The following is an 18,156-nucleotide window of genomic DNA, read 5'->3' on the forward strand; positions in this document are numbered from 1 at the left end:
AAGGAGGACACGATGAACGAACCACATCGCGCATGCCGCTGGATGCGCGGCGCCGTGCTGGCGCTGGCGGCGACGTCCGCCGCCGCGCTCGCCGCGCTGCCGCCCCCGACTCCGGCCCAGCAGCAGGCGGCGGCCGACAAGAAGGCCAAGGCCGACGCCCAGGCCGCCAAGGACAAGGAAAGCCTGGCCGCATCGATGGACGCCGTGAGCGCGCGCTGGCGTGCCCGCGCCGCCGCCCAGGGCTGGAAGACGCATGCGCCGGTGGCCGTCGCCGCCGCGCCGGCGGGCGCGTCGGCGGCGCCCATCGCCGGTGGCGGCCCGGCCGGGCAGCCGCAGGGCAAGCTGACCCCGGCGGCGGCCGCGGCGCCCATCCAGAGCGAAAAATTCGGCACCGCGCCGCCCAGCGAGGACGTCAAGTCCGGGCCGACGAAGTCCGTCGCGGCGGGCACACCGCCGACGGTCCAGAAGGGCTCGCCCGACGCGAGCAAGAAGTGACGGAGAGGACGAGGACACGATGAAAATGGGCAGCATGCCGATCGCCGTGCTGATGCAGCGCCGCGTGGTCAGGACCCGCTGGACCGAGGACGAAGCCTGGTCCGCCGTCGGCATCGTGCCCGACCGCGGCAACCTGGGGGACGTGCAGGAACTCAGCCGCTCGCCGGAACGCGACTATTACCTGGTCCCGGGACTGGAGCTGGAACTGTATCCGGACGAGAACGAAGGATATTACGAGAACTGCATGGCGCCCGAATCGAAGGTATTCGTGCTGTGGCGCATGCAGGATGGCCGCGCGATGCCCGTGCGCGCCTCGGTCAGCTACGTCGAGGGCACGCGCATGTTCGACTCGGGCGAGAACGCCGACGGCGTCGACATGCCGGCCGAGGTGTACGCCTGGCTGGCCGCCTACCTGCGCGAACACTACCAGCCGCAGCCGCGCAAGAAGGGACGCCAGCACGGATGACGGATCAAGCCATGGCCGACGAAGGCTTCCTGAGACGCTGGTCGCGCCGCAAGACCGAGACGAAGCTCGGCAATGCGCCCGCCGAGGAAGCGCCGCCGCCGCCTCCTCCTGCCGCGGCGCCGGACGCGGGCGTGGCGCTGGCTCCCGAGCCGGAGGCGGCCCGGGAGCCCGTGCGCCTGCCGACCATGGAAGACGTGGCGGCTCTAAGCAGCGACGCCGACTTCTCCGCCTTCGTCGCGCGCGGCGTCGACCAGGCGGTGCGGCGCACGGCGCTCAAGAAGCTGTTCGCCGACCCGCACTTCAACATGATGGACGGGCTGGACGTGTACATCGACGACTACACGAAGCCCAGTCCCGTCTCCGACGCCATGCTCGCCTCGCTGGACCACGCGAAGAGCGTGTTCCGCCACCTGCTCGACGATGAGCCCGATGACGCAGCGCCGCAGCCGGAAGCGCCGCCGCCATCGCCAGAGCCGGCAGAACAACGACAACCAGAACCCCCACCGGAACCAGAGACACGATGAACATCCGCCTGATCGAAGCCCAGGACGCCGACCCGCAGCAGGAGGCGCGCAACCAGCTGGCGCGCGCGGCGGCGCTCGCCGTGCTGGACACCCTGAACCCGCCCGAGGCGCTCGACACGGTCGGCTACCACTCCGCCGGCGCGACGCTGGTCGTCGGCAGTCGCGCCGATGCGCTGCCGCTGGCCGACCGCCTGGCGGCCGCCGTGCCCGTGACGGTCCTGCTGCTGGACGAGGGAGACGACGTGCCGGCCCCGTCGCTGCGCATCTATCCCGTGTTCCAGGCCCGGGCCCTCGTGCTGTCCGGCTGGCTGGGCGCCTTCGAGGCGACCTGGCAGGTGGCGGGTAGGGCGCCCGAACACGCTCGCTTCGACCTCGTCGCCGACCTCGGCGCCGCGCCGCAGATCGGCGCGCACCAGCGCCCGCACGGTTATTTCGCGCCGGGGCCGGGGATCGCTGCGCGCGCCAGGGAGCTCGACGCGCTCGCCGACGAACTGCTGGAGATGGTCGGCGACTTCGAGAAGCCGAAGTATTTCCAGTACAAGGAGCGCCTGTGCGCGCACAGCCGCAACCAGCGCACGGGCTGCAATGCCTGCATCGCCATCTGCTCGGCCGAGGCGATCTCCAGCGCGGGCGACCTGGTCAAGGTCAATCCCTACCTGTGCGCCGGCTGCGGCGCCTGCACGACCGTCTGCCCGACGGGCGCGCTTGCCTATGCCTACCCGTCCGCCGAGCACACGGGCCGGCGCGTGCAGGCGATGCTGAACGCCTACCTCGAGGCCGGCGGCAGCGATCCCGTGCTGCTGTTCCACGGCGCGCCGGGCGCGGCGCTGCTCGTGGGGATGGAGCGCGACGGCCAGGCGCTGCCGGCCAGGGTGCTGCCCGTGGGCCTGCACCATGCGGCATCGACGGGCATCGACGTCTGGCTGGCGGCGCTGGCCTGGGGCGCGGCCGGCGTCGCCGTGCTGACGACGGACGAGGAGGCGCCGCAGTACGTGGTCGCGCTGGACCGCCAGATGGCCGTCGTGCAGGAGGCGATGGCGGGCCTGGGCTATGCGGGACCGCACGTGCAGCTGGTGCGCGCGGGCAGCGTGCCGGAACTGGCGCTGGCCTTGGCCCATGCGCCGCGCGGCGCGGCGCCGGCCCGCCGTGCCGGCTTCCACCTGGCGCGCGACAAGCGCGACTCGCTCGAGTACGCGCTCGACCACCTGTACCGCCATGCGCCCGTGCAGCCGGACGAAGTGGCGCTGGCGCCGGGCAGCCCGTTCGGCGCGCTGGCCGTGGATGGGGCGGCGTGCAGCCTGTGCATGTCCTGCGTCGGCGCCTGCCCGGCCCACGCGCTGCAGGATGGCCAGGGCCTGCCGCAGCTGCGCTTCATCGAGAAGAACTGCGTGCAGTGCGGGCTGTGCGCCGACACCTGTCCGGAAGACGCGATCACGCTGGTGCCGCGCCTGTCCTTCCTGCCCACGCGCAAGCAGCCCGTGGTGCTGGCCGAGACGCAGCCCTTCCATTGCATCCGCTGCAGCAAGCCGTTCGGCACCGTGCGCATGATCGAGGCGATGCTGGCGCGCCTGTCCGGCCACCCCGCGTTCGCCGGCAACCTGGACCGCATGCGCATGTGCGGCGACTGCCGCGTGGTCGACATGATGGCGCCGCAGGACGAGATGACGATCGGCGAGGCGCGCGAGCTCAGGCGCCGCTGATAGCCGCCTGGCGCTTCAACGACGTGGGTGGAAACGGTCGCGCAGCCCCGCGCGGCCGTGGCAGAATGGGGGCGACACGACAGGGAACGCAGAATCCCGTCGCCGCATTCATGCACAGGAGACCACCATGACCGCTTCCCCGACCGGGCGCTTCGTCGCCGCGCGCGACTTCCTGCAGCGCCACCGCCTCGACTACGACACCGCCTACCGCGACTACCAGCCGCCGCGGCTGGACACCTTCAACTGGGCGCTGGACTTCTTCGACGTCCAGGCCGCCGGCAACGACACGCCCGCGCTGTGGGTCGTCGAGGAGGACGGCAGCGAGCGTACCCTGAGCTTCGCCGAGATGGCGGCACGCTCGAACCAGGTCGCCAACTGGCTGCGCGGCGCGGGCGTGCGGCGCGGCGACCGGGTGCTCCTGATGCTGCCGAACCGCGTCGAGCTGTGGGAAATCATGCTGGCCGCGATCAAGCTGAGTGCCGTGCTGGTGCCGACGACGATGCTCGTCTCCGGCGCCGACCTGGAAGACCGCATGGGGCGGGGCGGTGTCGCCCACGTCGTGGCGCAGGCGTCCGAGGCACACAAGTTCGCCGGCATGGGCGGCGGCTTCACCCGCATCGCCGTGGGCGGCGCGCCGGACGGCTGGCGCGACGTCGCCGCCAGCCACGCCGCGGCGCGCGACTTCGTGCCGGACGGGCCGACCATGGCCACCGATCCGCTGCTGCTGTACTTCACGTCGGGCACGACGGCCAAGCCCAAGCTGGTGCTGCACAGCCAGCAGAGCTATCCGGTGGGCCACCTGTCGACGATGTACTGGATCGGCCTGCAGCGGGGCGACGTGCACTGGAACATCAGCTCGCCCGGCTGGGCCAAGCACGCATGGAGCTGCTTCTTCGCGCCCTGGAATGCCGGCGCCACCGTCTTCGTCTACAACTACGAGCGCTTCTCCGCGCGCGCCTGCCTGGACACCATCGTGCGCTGCGGCGTCACCTCGCTGTGCGCGCCGCCGACCGTGTGGCGCATGATGATCAAGGAAGACCTCGCCGCCTGGCGGCCGCCGCTGCGCGAGCTGGTGGGGGCGGGCGAGCCGCTCAACCCGGAAGTCATCGAGCAGGTCGAACGGGCCTGGGGCATCCGCATCCGCGACGGCTTCGGCCAGTCCGAGACGTCGTGCCAGATCGGCAATCCGCCCGGCCAGCGCGTCAAGCCGGGATCGATGGGCCGCCCGCTGCCGGGCTTCTCGATCGCCTTGCTGGACCCGGACGACGAGCCGGCCGAGGAGGGCGAGATCGCCATCGACCTCGCCGACGGGCCGATCGGCCTGATGCTGGGCTACGAGGGGGATGCGGACAAGACGGCCGACGTGATGCGGGCCGGCCATTACCACACGGGGGACACGGCCCGCGTCGACGCCGACGGCTATTACTTCTACGTGGGCCGCAACGACGACGTGTTCAAGTCCTCGGACTACCGCATCAGCCCCTTCGAGCTGGAGAGCGTGCTGATCGAGCACCCGGACGTGCTGGAGGCTGCCATCGTGCCCAGTCCCGACCCGCTGCGGCTGTCGGTGCCGAAGGCCTTCGTCGCGCTGCGCCCCGGCGTGGAGCCGACGCGTGCGCTGGCCGGCGCCATCTTCGCGTTCGCGCGCGAGCGGCTGTCTCCCTACAAGCGCATCCGCCGCCTGGAGTTCACGGAGCTGCCCAAGACGATCTCCGGCAAGATCCGGCGCGTCGAACTGCGCCGCGCGGAGGCGGCGGGGCAGCGGGTGGGCGTCGAATTCCGCGAGGAGGAGTTCGAAGGCTGACGGAAGGTGGCGCGCCGCCGAGACGTGCGGCACAATGCTATAAAAAGAGCAATAATGCATGCTGTCCGCCGGCGGCGCCTTCCACCATCCACCACCCCACAACGTCATCGCAATGAGCACCAAGTCTTCCATCTACGAAGTCCGGAAATCGCCCATCCACGGCAACGGGGTCTTCGCCCTGCGCGACATCGCGGCCGGCGAGCGCATCATCGAGTACCGCGGCGAGCGCATCAGCTGGGACGAGGCGACCCGGCGCGCGGCCGAGCGCGGCGGTCCCGTCAACCACACCTTCTATTTCAGCCTGGCCGACGGCAACGTCATCGACGGCGGCCGGCGCGGCAACGACGCGCGCTGGATCAACCATGCCTGCGGCCCGAACTGCGAAGCCTACGAGGAGGATGGCCGCGTCTACATCCACGCGCTGCACGACATCGAGGCGGGAGAGGAGCTGAACTACAACTATGCGCTGATCTACGACGAGCGCCACACGCCGGCCCTGAAGCGCCTGTTCGCCTGCCGCTGCGGGACGGAGGAGTGCAATGGCACGATGCTGGCGCCGAAGAAGCGGACCAGGAAAAGCGCGGGCGCGAAAGCAAACGCGGCGGCGTGAAGCGCGAATCCGCCAGGCCCGGTAAGATGGCGGAACCGACAACAACAAGACGCTCGCACATGAAACCCGTCGTCCGCAGCCTGCTCGAAACCGATCTGTACAAATTCACGATGTGGCAGGCGCTGCTGCACATGCACCCGAACGCCGTCGGCGAATACGAGTTCAAGTGCCGCAACACGCCCGCCTATCCGCTGGCCGACCTGAAGGAAGAAGTCGAGCGCGAGCTGGACCACCTGTGCACGATGCGCTTCACCGAGGACGAGGTGAACTACCTGCGCACGCTGCGTTACATCAAAAGCGACTTCGCCGACTTCCTCACGCTGTTCCGCTTCCAGCGCAAGTTCATCCAGGTCGAGACGGACGGTCCGCACCTGCGCATCCGCGCCGCCGGCCCGCTGGTGCACGTGATGGGCTTCGAGATCTACGTGCTGTACATCGTCAACGAGCTGTATTTCCGCCGCTTCGACCAGGAAGCGGCGTTGACGGAAGCGCGCCAGCGCCTGCAGCAGAAGATCGACGAGCTGCGCGCCTTCGAGCAGGAGCCGAAGCGCCAGCACCCGTTCGAATTCTCCGACTTCGGCGTGCGCCGGCGCTTCTCGGGCGACTGGCACGAGGAAGTGGTGGCCACGCTCGTGCGCGAGATCCCGCAATTCTTCAAGGGCACGTCGAACGTCTACCTGGCCAAGAAGTTCAACATCGTCCCCATCGGCACGATGGCGCACGAATACATGCAGGCGTTCCAGTCCTTCGACGTGCGCCTTCGCGACTTCCAGAAGAAGGCGCTGGAAGACTGGGTGCAGGAATACCGCGGCGACCTCGGCACGGCGCTGACCGACGTGGTGGGCATGGACGCCTTCCTGCGCGACTTCGACCTGTATTTCGCCAAGCTGTTCGACGGCCTGCGCCACGACTCGGGCGATCCGGTCGCGTGGGGCGAGAAGGCGCTGGCCCACTACGCCAAGCTGCGCATCGACGCGCGCACCAAGCGCCTCGTGTTCTCCGACGCGCTGACGGTGCCGAAGGCGCTGATGCTGTACCGTCACTTCGCCGACCGCGTACTGACGGGCTTCGGCATCGGCACCAAGCTCACCAACGATACCCAGTTCGACCCGCTGAACATCGTCATGAAGCTCACCCGCTGCAACGGCCAGCCCGTCGCCAAGCTGTCCGACAGCCCGGGCAAGGGCTTTTCCACGGACGAGACCTTCATCGCCTACCTGCGCCAGGTCTTCGACCAGCGCATCTGATGCCGCCTGCGTGACTGTGGCCGCTACGCCACAGTCGCCCCTCCCGCCCAAGGGGCCCGCGGCTTGTCTGACCGTCAACTGGGACAATTTGCCCGTACGTCCGCGTGGCGTTTTCCGCTAGCATGCCGGGTTCATGCTGCCCGGGAGTGCGCCTTTCGCAGGCTGCTTCCATCCCGACCCCGCCGGCCCGTGCGCCGCGCAGGCGCCGCACGCCGCCGCACGGTACCCATCGGCCGTGCCGCCACCGTCTTACGTTGGACTATCTGCCATGTCGAATGTCGAAGCAAAACTTGCCGTGCCGGCGGAACCGGCCGCCGTCGCCGGCGCGCTGGCGCCGGCCCTGAACACGCTGTCCCAGTACTGGGTACTGACCAAGCCGCGCGTGACCCAGCTGACCGTGTTCTGCGCCGTGATCGGCAGCCTGCTGGCCGCCCCCGGCTTTCCCGGCTGGGCCGTGCTGCTGTGGAGCGCCGCCGGCATCTGGCTGCTGGCCGGCGCCGCCTTCGCCGTCAATTGCCTGATCGAGGCCGAGGTCGATGCCCGCATGGCGCGCACGGCGCGCCGCGCCACCGCCCGCGGCGAGATCACGCGCAGCCGCACCGTGCTGCTGTCGCTGCTGGTCGGCGGGGCCGGCATGGCGATCCTGTACTTCGAGGTCAATCCACTGACGATGTGGCTGACGCTGGCCACCTTCGTCGGCTACGCCTTCATCTATACCATCCTGCTCAAGCCGAATACCTCGCAGAACATCGTGATCGGCGGCCTGGCCGGCGCGATGCCGCCGGCGCTGGGCTGGGCCGCGGTGGCGAATGCCGTGCCGCTGCAAGCCTGGCTGCTGGTGCTGGTGATCTTCCTGTGGACGCCGCCGCATTTCTGGGCGCTGGCGATGTACCGCCGCGACGACTACGCGCGCTCCGGCCTGCCGATGCTGCCCGTCACCCACGGCATGGCGCACACGGGCCGTGCCGTCTGGCGCTACAGCATCGTGCTGGCCGCCTCGTGCGCGCTGCCGTTCGTCGTCGGCATGAGCGGCTGGCTGTACCTGGCCGCCGCCGCCGTGCTGAACGCCGTGTTCCTGCGCCATTCCTGGCTGGTGCACCGCCGCTACAGCGACCAGGTGGCGCGCAAGGCGTTCGCCTGGTCGATCGCCTACCTGGCGCTGCTGTTCGCGGCGCTGCTGGCGGATCATTATCTGATGCCCTTGCTCGGCTGACCCGTCGCCGACGTATCGTCGCCCCTGCGCAGGCAGGGGCCCAATGTCGCGCGTCGTAGCAACGCCGGCAACCTTGGTCCTCGCCTGCGCGGGGGCGACGGTTTCACGTGTTCCGGCTCACGCCGGCGCCGCCGTCTGCAACGCCCGTTGCAAATCTTCCAGCCCCGCGGGCTTGGTGAGGTGCAGGTCGAACCCCGCCGCGCGCGCCCGTTCCACGTCCGTCTTCTGTCCATAGCCCGTCAGCGCGACGAGGCGCAGGCCCGGCGTGCCCGTGCGGCGCAGGATCGCGGCCAGGCCGTAGCCGTCCATGTCGGGCAGGCCGATGTCCAGGATCGCCACCTCGGGATGGAATTCGCGCGCCGCTGCCAGGGCCTGGCCGGCCGTGTAGGCCGTGCGGACCTCGTGGCCCAGCTGGCCCAGCAGGGCGGCTCCGGTGGCAGCCGCATCCTCGTTGTCGTCGACCAGCAGCACGCGCAGGCGGCGCGAGTCCGGCGCGCGTTCGGGCGCCGCGGGCGCGGCCGGCGCCTCCGCCAGCGGCAGCACCACCTCGAAGCAGCTGCCCCGTCCCGGTCCCGCGCTGCGGGCGGCGACGCGGCCGCCGTGCAGTTCCACGATGCGGCGCACGATCGCCAGGCCCAGTCCCAGGCCGCCCGTGTGGCGCGCCAGCGGCTGCGGCGCCTGGTAGAACGGCTCGAACACGCGCGCCAGCAGGTCCGCTTCCATGCCCACGCCGTTGTCCTCGACGCGCAGGTGGGCGCTGCCGTCCACCGCCTCCAGCGTGACGCGCGTGGCGCTGCTGCCGAAGCGCGCGGCATTCGACAGCAGGTTGTTCAGCACCTGGGCCAGGCGGCTCTCGTCGCCGTCGACCCACAGCGCGGCCGGCGCCTGCAAGCCGATCGGCTGGTCGGGCAGGGCGGCCACCGTCTGGCGCGCCAGCTCGGCCAGGTCGAGGGGGCGCAGGTCGACCTGCAGCTTGCCGGACGCGATGCGCGACACGTCCAGCAGGTCGTCGACCAGGCGTTTCAGGTGGCTGACCTGGCGCCGCATGATCGTGCGTTCGCGCCGTCCGGCCGGCTCGTCGCGCATGTCCATCAGGTCGAGCGAGGCGACGATGGGGCTCAGCGGATTGCGCAGCTCGTGGCCCAGCACGGCCAGGAACTCGTCCTTGGCGCGGCCGGCGCTGCGGGCCTCGCCGAGCGCTTCTTCCTGGCGTTCCAGCGCCTCCTTCAGCGATACCAGCAGGCGCGAACGCTCGTCCTCGTGCGCGTTGCGCTGGCGCGCCGTCGCTTCCAGCGCCTGGCCGATGCGCTGCATCTCGCGGATGCGTGACGGCGCGATGGCGACCGGCGCGCCGGCACCGAGGGCGGCGGCGCCCCGCTCCAGGCGCTCGATGCCGCGCACGATGCGCGCCGCCAGCCACGAGGCCAGGGCGATGCACACGGCCAGCGACAGGGCGATGGCCGCGCCGTAGAGCGCGAAACCACTGACGAAGCCGGCACGCAGCGGCGCCGGCGGTGCGCCGATGGCCACGGTCCAGCCATAGTGCGACAGGCGGGTATAGGCGGTGACGACGTCGTCGCCTTCGAGCGTGGTGGTGCGGCCGACGTTCTCGGGCCCGCCGGTCTGCATCAGTTGCACCAGCGAAGGACTCGGCCGCTCGCCGATCGCCTTGTGGCGCGAGCGCGCCACCAGCGCGCCGCTGGCATCGATCACGCCGATCACGGAACCGACCGGCGTGCGCTGGCGCTCGATGACGCGCACGATGCGGTCGGGGCGCACGACGGCGGTCAGCGCGTACAGGCGGCCGGCGCCGTCGCTGACGGGAATGCGCACGGGCACGGCGAGGGTGCCACCCTTGCCGCGCGCGATGCGGCCGACGACGGGCCGGCGCAGGGCCAGCACCTGCTGCAGGCTGGCCGGATCGGCGACCGGTGCGGGCGCCGCGCCATACGGGGCATTGGTGCGAAACAGCATGTGCCCGTCCGCGTCGGCCAGGATCACGGACAGCCACTCGTCCTGGGAGTGCGCCTGCTGGACGGCGATGTCGTAGAAGCCGCGGATATTGCCAGCCGCCAGCGTCGGACTGCGCGCCATGCTGCTGAGCGTGGCGACGGTGCCGTCGAGTTCCGCGTCGACGGCGCTGGACAGGGCGCGCGCCAGGTCCAGCATCGAACGCTCCTGTTCGCGCTGGCGGTATTCCGAGGCGGCATGCAGGTTCCACACCCCGAGCGTCGCCAGCGGCAGCAGGCCGATCGCCGTCAGCAGGATCAGCAGGTGGCGCAGGGAGAGGGTGGGCCCGCCGGATGCGCGCATGTGTTTCCCGGGATAAAAAATGTAATTATAGGTCAAGCAGCGCCGTGCCATGGCCGTTCGCTGCCGCCACCGTTCAGCCGCGCACAGACGGGAAGGTGTGCGCGGCGTACAGTCGGGTTACCTTTCAATAGTGGAGAACGCCATGGATTCGATCAACCGCAACCAACCCGAACAGAACCGCCGCGACCTGGCCGGCATCGACGCCGCCAAGCGCGTCAAGGAGATGGCCGACGACGCCGAATCCTGCTTCTTCTGCACCACCGGCGCCACCGGTTCCACGGACGGCGTGCGTCCGATGAGCGTGCGCAAGGCCGACGACGCCGGCAACCTGTGGTTCCTGTCCGCCAGCGACAGCCACAAGAACCACGAGCTGGCCGCGAATCCGGCCGCCAAGCTGTATTTCCAGGTCGGCCACCACGCCGGCTTCCTGGAACTGGATGGACGCGCCGACATCATGCAGGACCGCACCATGATCCACGAACTGTGGAACCCGCTGCTCAAGACCTGGTTCACGGAAGGCGAGGACGATCCGCGCATCACCGTGATCCGCTTCACGCCGAAGACGGGCTACTACTGGGACAACAAGCATGGCAGCGTCGTGGCCGGCGCCAAGGTCGCCGTGGGCGCCCTGATCGGCAAGACGCTCGACGATTCGATCGAGGGCCGCCTGACCTTCTGACGACGACCTGCGCGCAGCTCATCGGGCCGCTTGCACATCGCCCGGCGCCTCCTATGCTGAATCCATGCCATAGGGGGATGCCATGACCAAGATGAACAGCGAGGTCGTCGCCGGCCTGCGGGCGGCGTTGCGCGGGCCCGTCCTCGAGCCGGGCGATCCGGACTACGACGCGGCCAGGACCATCTGGAACGCGATGATCGAACGGCGCCCGGCCCTGATCGCCCGCTGCACGGGCACGGCCGATGTGCTGGCCGCCGTCGGCTTCGCGCGCCAGCACGGGTTGCCGCTCGCCGTGCGCGGCGGCGGCCACAACATCGCCGGCAATGCGCTGTGCGACGACGGCCTCGTGATCGATCTGTCCGACATGCGCGGCGTGCACGTCGATCCGCAGGCCTGCCTGGCCTGGGTCGACGGAGGGGCGCTGCTGTCCGACGTCGACCACGAGACGCAGGCCTTCGCGCTGGCGGTCCCGCTCGGCATCAATTCGACCACCGGCGTGGGCGGCCTGACGCTGGGCGGCGGCTTCGGCTGGTTGAGCCGCGCCTACGGCCTCACCGTCGACAGCCTGGTCGGCGCCGAGATCGTCACGGCGGACGGCCTGCGCCGCCACATCGGTCCGCGCCAGGAACCGGACCTGTTCTGGGCCATCCGCGGCGGCGGCGGCAATTTCGGCGTGGTGACCCGGTTCGAGTTCGCGCTGCATGGCGTCGGCCCCGACGTCACGGCCGGCCTCGTCGTGTTCCCGCATGCCGAGGGCAGGGACGTGCTGCGCCGCTACCGCGACCTGGTCGACACGCTGCCCAACGACGTCAGCATCTGGGCCGTCCTGCGCAAGGCGCCGCCGCTGCCCTTCCTGCCGGCCGACGTGCACGGCACCGGCATGGTCGCGCTGGCCGTGTTCTCGCCCCAGCCGCCGGCGCAGGTGGCGCCCGTCGTCGACGAGGTGCGCGGCTTCGGCACGGTGCTGGGCGAGCACGTGGGCGCGATGCCGTACACGGCCTGGCAGAAGGTCTTCGATCCGCTGCTGGCGCCGGGCGCCCGCAATTACTGGAAATCGCACAACTTCAGGCACCTGTCGGACGAGGCGCTGGACGTCGTGCTGCGCTACGCGGCCGCCGTGCCGACGCCCCATTGCGAGATCTTCCTGGGCCTGATCGGCGGCCGCGCCAACGAGCCGGCGCCGGACGCCACCGCCTACCCGCACCGCGACATCCAGTTCGCGATGAACGTGCACGGGCGCTGGCTGGACGCGGCCGACGACGAGCGCGTCACGGGCTGGGCGCGGGAATTCTTCGCCGCCGCGGCGCCCCACGCGGCGGGCAGCGTGTACGTGAATTTCCTCACGCAGGACGAGGCGGCGCGCGTGCGCGAGGCCTACGGCGCCAACTACGACCGGCTGCTGCAGGTGAAGGAGCGCTACGATCCGCAGAACCTGTTCCGCTTCAACCACAACATCCGGCCGGGCGGGTGATCCGGCGCAGGGACAGCAAGGGCGGGCACGCCGAAAGGCAGGGGAGTGCGCCATTTGCCGCGACCGTGGCACAATGACAAGCATGAACCGTATCGACTTGCCTCCTGTCATGACGTCCGCAGCGCATGCCGTGCCGGGCCGGCGCCCGCTGCTCTCGCAGGCCAGCGCCACGCTGACCCACCAGGTCGTATCGGTCGACGAACGCGGCCGCCACACGGCGCTCGACATCCCGGCCGAACGTCCGCTCACCGTGTACGTGGACAAGCGCGAACTGGTCACCCTGATGACGCTGGGCGGCGCGCCGGAAGCGCTGACGCTAGGCTGGCTGCGCAACCAGCGCCTGGTGCGCTCGCTCGACGAGGTCGTCTCGGTCCAGGTCGACTGGTCCGTCGATGCGGTGGCCGTCGTCACCCGCGATGGCATCCGCGACGTCGAGGAACGCACGGCGCGCAAGGTCGTCACGACCGGCTGCGGCCAGGGCTCCGTGTTCGGCGGGCTGATGGACGAGGTCGACCGCATCGCGCTGTCGCCGGACGCGCGCCTGCGCCAGTCGGTGGTGTACCGGATCGTCGAGGCGATCCGCAGCCAGCAGTCGGTGTACAAGCAGGCCGGCTCCGTGCACGGCTGCGCGCTGTTCGATGCCGACGGCGAGCTGCTGTGGTTCGTGGAAGACGTGGGCCGCCACAATGCCGTCGATGCGATCGCCGGCCTGATGTGGCTGGAAGGCATGAGCGGCGCCGACAAGGTGTTCTATACGACGGGGCGGCTGACGTCCGAGATGGTGATCAAGGGCGCGCAGATGGGGATTCCCTTCTTGCTGTCGCGTTCCGGCACCACCCAGATGGGCCACGAGGTCGCCCGGCAGCTCGGCATGTCGCTGCTGGCGCGCTGCAGCGGCCGCCATTTCCTGCTGCTGTCCGGGACCGAGCGGCTCGTGTTCGAACCTGAGCTGCTGGCCGCCGTCGACGCGGAATACGCCGCCCGGGCCGCCGCGTCCAGCCCGGCCGCCCCCCTCGCGCCCTGATGTCCCTGGCCGACGCCATCGTACGCGCGTTCGCGCTGCTGTTCACGGGCGACCCGGCCCTGTGGCGCATCATTCGCGTCTCCCTCACCACCAGCCTGGCCGGCCTGCTGCTGGCCGCGCCGCCCGCGGTGCTGCTGGGCTACGTGGTGGCGATGTACCGCTTCCGCGGGCGCCGCATCGTGATCTGGCTGGCGCAGGCGGCGCTGTCGCTGCCGACCGTCCTGATCGGCCTCCTGCTCTACCTGCTGCTGTCGCGCCGCGGGCCGCTGGGCGACCTGCAGTGGCTGTTCTCGCAGCCCGGTATCGTTCTGGGCCAGTGCGTGGTGGCGTTGCCCGTCCTCGTGGCGTTCACGCTGGCGGCCGTGCAGGCCGTCGATCCGCGCTACGCCGAGACGGCCGTCACGCTGGGCGCCTCGCGTGCCCAGGTGATGGCGCGCGTGCTGCACGAGGCGCGCTTCGGCGTGATGGCCGCCGTGCTGTCCGGTTTCGGCAGGGTGATCTCGGAAGTGGGCTGCGCGCTGATGGTGGGCGGGAACATCGAGGGCGAGACGCGCACGATGACGACGGCCATCGCGCTGGAGACCAGCAAGGGCGAGTTCGCCCAGGGCATCGCGCTGGGCATCGTGCTGGTGACGCTCGCGCTCGTGATGAACGGCATGCTGATGGTGCTGCAGGGCGACGCCCATGCGGCGCGGGGGCGCGAGTGATGTCGCACATGCTGCCGCAAACGAAGCTGCAAACGAGCTCGGAAGTGGAGTCGAACGCGAGCCAGGGCGGCGAGCGCCGCAAGGCCTTGCTGGGCCTGCGCGGGTTGCGCAAGCGCCACGGCGAGCGCCTGCTGTTCGACATCGACCGGCTCGAGATCGCGACGCATGCGGCCTATGTACTGACGGGCATGAACGGCGCCGGCAAGAGCACGCTGCTGCGCGTGCTGGGCGGCCTGGAGCGCGCCGAGATCGACAGCCTGCGCTTCGAGGGCCGCGAGGTGCGCCACCATCCGTATCCGCGCGCCCTGCGCCAGTCCATCGTCTACGTGCACCAGCATCCGGTGCTGTTCTCGAGCAGCGTCGCCCACAACGTCGGCTACGGCCTGGCCCTGCGCGGCGGCGCGGCGCGGCAGCAGGCCGCGCTGGTCGAGGAAGCCATGGCCTGGGCGGGCGTCCTGCACCTGCAGGGTACCGACCCGGCGCGCCTGTCCGGCGGCGAGAAGCAGCGGGTGGCGCTGGCGCGCGCCCGCATCCTGCAGCCGCGCCTGCTGCTGCTGGACGAGCCGACCGCCAACCTCGACGGCGCCGCGCGCGAGCAGGTGCTCGAACTCATCCCGGCGCTGGTCGAGGAGGGCAGCAGCGTCGTCGTCGCCTGCCACGACCGCGACCTCATCAACCTGCCGGGCGTGCACCGCTTCAAGCTGCGCGACGGCCGCCTCGAAGTCCGCTGACCACAACAAGGAGATGTCCATGCAACGCCGTTCCATCCTCGTCCTCGCCCTCGGCGCCGTTCTCGCGTCCACGCTGTCGGCGCCCCTCGCATTTGCCCAGCAGGCCGGCGACGCCAAGGCATTGCGCCTGTCGACCACCACCAGCACGGAGAACTCGGGCCTGCTCGCCTACCTGCTGCCGTCCTTCGAGGCGAAGACGGGCATCAAGGTCAAGGTGATCTCGGTCGGCACCGGCAAGGCGCTGGAACTGGGCAAGAACGGCGACGTCGACGTGACGCTCGTGCACGCGCGCCAGCTGGAAGACAAGTTCGTCGCCGAAGGCTGGGGAATCGACCGTCGCGACGTGATGTACAACGATTTCGTCGTGGCCGGCCCCACGGCCGACCCGGCGAAGGTGAAGGGCGAGCGCGACGTGATCGCCGCGTTCCGCAAGATCGCCGCCGGCAATGCGAAGTTCATCTCGCGCGGCGACAATTCCGGCACCGACGTGATGGAAAAGGGCTACTGGCAGGCGGCGGGCACGAAGCCGGCCGGTGCCAACTACGTGTCGGCGGGCCTGGGCATGGGCGAGGTGCTGAACATGGCGTCCGAGCTGGGCGCCTATACCCTCACCGACCGCGCGACCTATGGCGCCTACAAGGCCAAGACGGGCCTGGCCATCCTCGTGCAGGGCGACAAGCGCATGTTCAATCCCTACGGCATCATCGCCGTCAATCCGGACAAGCACAAGGGCATCAACTACGAGGGCGCGAAGCAGCTGATCGCGTGGATCACCTCGCGCGAGGGCCAGGCGAAGATCGCGGCGTTCAAGCCGGAAGGGGAGCAGTTGTTCTTCCCTTCCGCGCAATAGCCTGCCGCTCGCTCACACCAGCTTCCACAGCTGCGTCGGCAGGGCCGGCGGCGCGTCCGGCTTGAAGAAGGCCGAGTCCTGGATGTGCGAGGTGGTCACGTAGATCGTGCCGTCCGGCCCCTGGCTGAAGGTGTCGGGCCAGCGCAGCCGATCGTCGTGCACGACCAGTTCGACCGGCGCATCCGGACCCTGCGCCAGGTCGCGGCGCTTGACGGAATCGTCCTGCGGCGAGGTCAGGTACATGACGTCCGTGCCGCGGTCGAACAGCAGGCCGTCGCAGACGCCGTTCTTGCCGTAGGGTTCGACCTGGCCCGACACGTCCTCGCCGCGCAGGCCGGCGCCCAGCAGCGCCTCGGTGGGGATGCGGTACAGGTCCTCGCCCTTGATCGCCTGCCAGTACAGGTATGTGCCATCCTTCGACAGTTCGATGCCGTCGGCCGAGAATTCCACGCCGCGCCCGTCCGGGCGGCGCAGCACCTTGCCGTCGGCCGTCACGTTCAAGCCCTTCTTCATCTGCGTGGACGGGTCGCCGTCCAGCACCCGCACGGCCTTGGAGGCGCCGATGTCCACGACCAGCAGCGCACCCTTGACGCCGGAATCCGTGATGTAGGCGTACTTGCCGTCCGGGGAGAAGCGCACGTCGTTCAGGTAGGAGCCCTGCGGGGCCAGGTCCTCGTCGAACGGGATCACCTGGCTGACCGTGTTCGTGGCCAGTTCGACGCGCACCAGCTTCGGTCCGCCCGAGACCATGTGGGCCTGGGCCGGCGCGGCGGCGTCCAGCACCCACAGGCTGCTGCGGCCGTCGGCCACGATGCTCTGCACGCACACGAAATGGTCTTCCGGCGTGATCTCGTCCTTCTTCGCGTTGCGCCAGGCGTTCCATTCCTCGTCCGGATAGGGCCGTGGCTGGCCATCGACCAGTTCGGCCACGGAGACCTCGGTGTCCTCGGTCCAGCGCGGGAAGTTGACGAAGATGCGGTTGTCTTCCGAGACGGAGATGCCGGTCACCTGGTGGCCGAATTCGGCGACCAGTTCGATGCTGCGCGATGCTGTCATGGGCTTGCCTTTCTTTGGGTTGGTCAGGCGGCGCGGCGTGTCACGTGTACGCCGGCCGCGGCGGCTTCCTGCGCGAGGCGGTGCTGGAGCATGCCCAGCACCGCCGCTTCCTCGGGTTGCAGGTCGGGCAGGTCCTGGGCCAGGGTTTCCTCGGCGCGGGCGCGCAGGCCCTCGAGCATGGTGCCGTCGAGGTAGGAGTCCAGCACGGCCGGGTGCACATAGCACTTGCGGCACACCGACGGGGTATTGCCGAGCTTTTCGGCCACCGATTCTATGGCGCGCACGATGTTCTTCTTGGCCTGCGCCTCCGAGTCGAAGCTCTCGAATTCGCGCAGCGCCATGGCGGCCAGCACGGTGCCGGACCAGGTCCGGAAATCCTTGGCCGTGTATTCCTCGCCGGTGACGGTGCGCAGCCAGTCGTTGACATCGGCGGACCCCACCGCGTGGCGCTCGCCGTGCTCGTCGAGGTACTGGAACAGTTCCTGGCCGGGCAGTTCGCGGGTGCGGGCGATGATCCTTGCCAGGCGCCGGTCGTGCACCTTGACGTCGTGGTACACGCCGCTCTTGCCGCGGAAGCGGAATTCGACTTCGCTGCCGTCGATGTGCACGTGGCGGTTGCGCAGCGTCGTCAGGCCATAGGACTTGTTCTCGCGCGCATATTCGTCATTTCCGATACGCATCATCGTCGCCTCGAGCAGGTAGACGATGGTCGCCAGCACTTTTTCGCGCGGCAGGCCGGGCAGGGCCAGCGCGCGGTCGACTTCCTTGCGGATCAGGGGCAGGGCCTGGCCGAACTTGATCATGCGTTCGTATTTCACCTCGTCGCGCACGGTGCGCCACTTGGCGTGGTAGCGGTACTGCTTGCGCCCGCGCGCGTCGCGGCCCGTCGCCTGCAGGTGGCCGTTGGCCTGGGGACAGATCCAGACCTCCGTCCAGGCGGGCGGGATCGCCAGCGCCCTGATGCGCTTGAGGGTGGCCTCGTCCTCGACGGGCACGCCGTGGGCGTCCAGGTAGCTGAACCCGTCCTTGGCCGGCTTGCGCGTGATGCCGGGGCGGTCGTCGTGGACGTAGCGCAAGCCGGCCGCCTTGGCGGCGGCGGGGGGATCGGTATTCGGGACCGGGCCGGCCGGTGCGCGCTGTTCGCTTTTCATGGGTCATCCGTATCTGACACGTCCAGCGGTCAGTCTAAGCGGATGGCGTGGATGCACCGTTCGGGAACTAACGTTGGTGGCCGGGAGACAGTGATGGTGGGCACGTGGTGCCCAC

The 18,156-nt window shown here is 70.0% G+C and carries 17 protein-coding genes; 14 read left to right on the top strand and 3 right to left on the bottom strand.

All coding sequences use genetic code 11. The features are described from left to right. Positions 1-12 precede the first annotated feature (12 nt). From ACI1V7_RS04720 to cyoE, 8 genes are all read left to right on the top strand, one after another. Positions 13-495: a hypothetical protein gene (locus ACI1V7_RS04720; RefSeq protein ID WP_404530588.1), complete on the top strand. Its 483-nt coding sequence runs from the start codon at positions 13-15 to the stop codon at positions 493-495. Between the two features lie 19 nt (positions 496-514). After that, positions 515-961, top strand: a complete 447-nt coding sequence (locus ACI1V7_RS04725) for a DUF3305 domain-containing protein (RefSeq protein WP_404530589.1) — start codon at positions 515-517, stop codon at positions 959-961. An 11-nt stretch (positions 962-972) separates the two neighbouring features. Continuing rightward, a complete protein-coding gene (locus ACI1V7_RS04730; protein ID WP_404530590.1) occupies positions 973-1,485 on the top strand; it encodes a DUF3306 domain-containing protein in 513 nt (170 codons plus the stop codon). Then, positions 1,482-3,185, top strand: coding sequence for a 4Fe-4S binding protein (locus tag ACI1V7_RS04735; protein ID WP_404530591.1), 1,704 nt, complete (start codon positions 1,482-1,484; stop codon positions 3,183-3,185). The genes ACI1V7_RS04730 and ACI1V7_RS04735 overlap by 4 nt, the downstream gene beginning before the upstream one ends. A gap of 127 nt (positions 3,186-3,312) precedes the next feature. After that, a complete protein-coding gene (locus tag ACI1V7_RS04740) occupies positions 3,313-4,989 on the top strand; it encodes an AMP-binding protein (RefSeq protein ID WP_404530592.1) in 1,677 nt (558 codons plus the stop codon). 112 nt (positions 4,990-5,101) lie between these two features. Further along, positions 5,102-5,599 (top strand): SET domain-containing protein, encoded by a 498-nt coding sequence (locus tag ACI1V7_RS04745; RefSeq protein WP_404531542.1) that lies wholly within the window; start codon positions 5,102-5,104, stop codon positions 5,597-5,599. Between the two features lie 59 nt (positions 5,600-5,658). Continuing rightward, positions 5,659-6,846, top strand: coding sequence for a nicotinate phosphoribosyltransferase (pncB, locus tag ACI1V7_RS04750; RefSeq protein ID WP_404530593.1), 1,188 nt, complete (start codon positions 5,659-5,661; stop codon positions 6,844-6,846). 268 nt (positions 6,847-7,114) lie between these two features. After that, positions 7,115-8,059 (top strand): heme o synthase, encoded by a 945-nt coding sequence (cyoE, locus tag ACI1V7_RS04755; protein ID WP_404530594.1) that lies wholly within the window; start codon positions 7,115-7,117, stop codon positions 8,057-8,059. A gap of 117 nt (positions 8,060-8,176) precedes the next feature. Here cyoE and ACI1V7_RS04760 read toward each other — a convergent pair whose 3' ends face one another. After that, positions 8,177-10,372, bottom strand: coding sequence for a hybrid sensor histidine kinase/response regulator (locus tag ACI1V7_RS04760; protein WP_404530595.1), 2,196 nt, complete (start codon positions 10,370-10,372; stop codon positions 8,177-8,179). A 142-nt stretch (positions 10,373-10,514) separates the two neighbouring features. Between ACI1V7_RS04760 and ACI1V7_RS04765 the strand changes: the two genes are divergently transcribed. The 6 genes from ACI1V7_RS04765 to ACI1V7_RS04790 all read left to right on the top strand — a co-directional run bounded on the left by ACI1V7_RS04765 (position 10,515) and on the right by ACI1V7_RS04790 (position 15,834). Further along, positions 10,515-11,051, top strand: a complete 537-nt coding sequence (locus ACI1V7_RS04765; RefSeq protein ID WP_404530596.1) for a pyridoxamine 5'-phosphate oxidase family protein — start codon at positions 10,515-10,517, stop codon at positions 11,049-11,051. An 82-nt stretch (positions 11,052-11,133) separates the two neighbouring features. Beyond that, on the top strand, positions 11,134-12,522 hold the full coding sequence (locus tag ACI1V7_RS04770) for an FAD-binding oxidoreductase (protein ID WP_404530597.1): 1,389 nt from the start codon (positions 11,134-11,136) through the stop codon (positions 12,520-12,522). Positions 12,523-12,604: 82 nt separating this feature from the next. Then, positions 12,605-13,546, top strand: coding sequence for a formate dehydrogenase accessory sulfurtransferase FdhD (locus tag ACI1V7_RS04775; RefSeq protein ID WP_404530598.1), 942 nt, complete (start codon positions 12,605-12,607; stop codon positions 13,544-13,546). Next, positions 13,546-14,253, top strand: a complete 708-nt coding sequence (locus ACI1V7_RS04780) for an ABC transporter permease (RefSeq protein ID WP_404530599.1) — start codon at positions 13,546-13,548, stop codon at positions 14,251-14,253. Before ACI1V7_RS04775 ends, ACI1V7_RS04780 begins: the two co-directional genes overlap by 1 nt. A gap of 8 nt (positions 14,254-14,261) precedes the next feature. Beyond that, positions 14,262-14,984, top strand: a complete 723-nt coding sequence (locus ACI1V7_RS04785; RefSeq protein ID WP_404530600.1) for an energy-coupling factor ABC transporter ATP-binding protein — start codon at positions 14,262-14,264, stop codon at positions 14,982-14,984. Between the two features lie 19 nt (positions 14,985-15,003). Then, on the top strand, positions 15,004-15,834 hold the full coding sequence (locus tag ACI1V7_RS04790) for an ABC transporter substrate-binding protein (protein ID WP_404530601.1): 831 nt from the start codon (positions 15,004-15,006) through the stop codon (positions 15,832-15,834). 12 nt (positions 15,835-15,846) lie between these two features. Here ACI1V7_RS04790 and ACI1V7_RS04795 read toward each other — a convergent pair whose 3' ends face one another. Next, positions 15,847-16,890: an L-dopachrome tautomerase-related protein gene (locus tag ACI1V7_RS04795; protein WP_404530602.1), complete on the bottom strand. Its 1,044-nt coding sequence runs from the start codon at positions 16,888-16,890 to the stop codon at positions 15,847-15,849. A gap of 23 nt (positions 16,891-16,913) precedes the next feature. Then, complete coding sequence (locus ACI1V7_RS04800) at positions 16,914-18,041, bottom strand: DNA topoisomerase IB (RefSeq protein WP_404530603.1); 1,128 nt, start codon at positions 18,039-18,041, stop codon at positions 16,914-16,916. Positions 18,042-18,156 lie beyond the last annotated feature (115 nt).

Source organism: Massilia paldalensis, assembly GCF_044901715.1.
Lineage (GTDB): Bacteria > Pseudomonadota > Gammaproteobacteria > Burkholderiales > Burkholderiaceae_D > Telluria > Telluria paldalensis.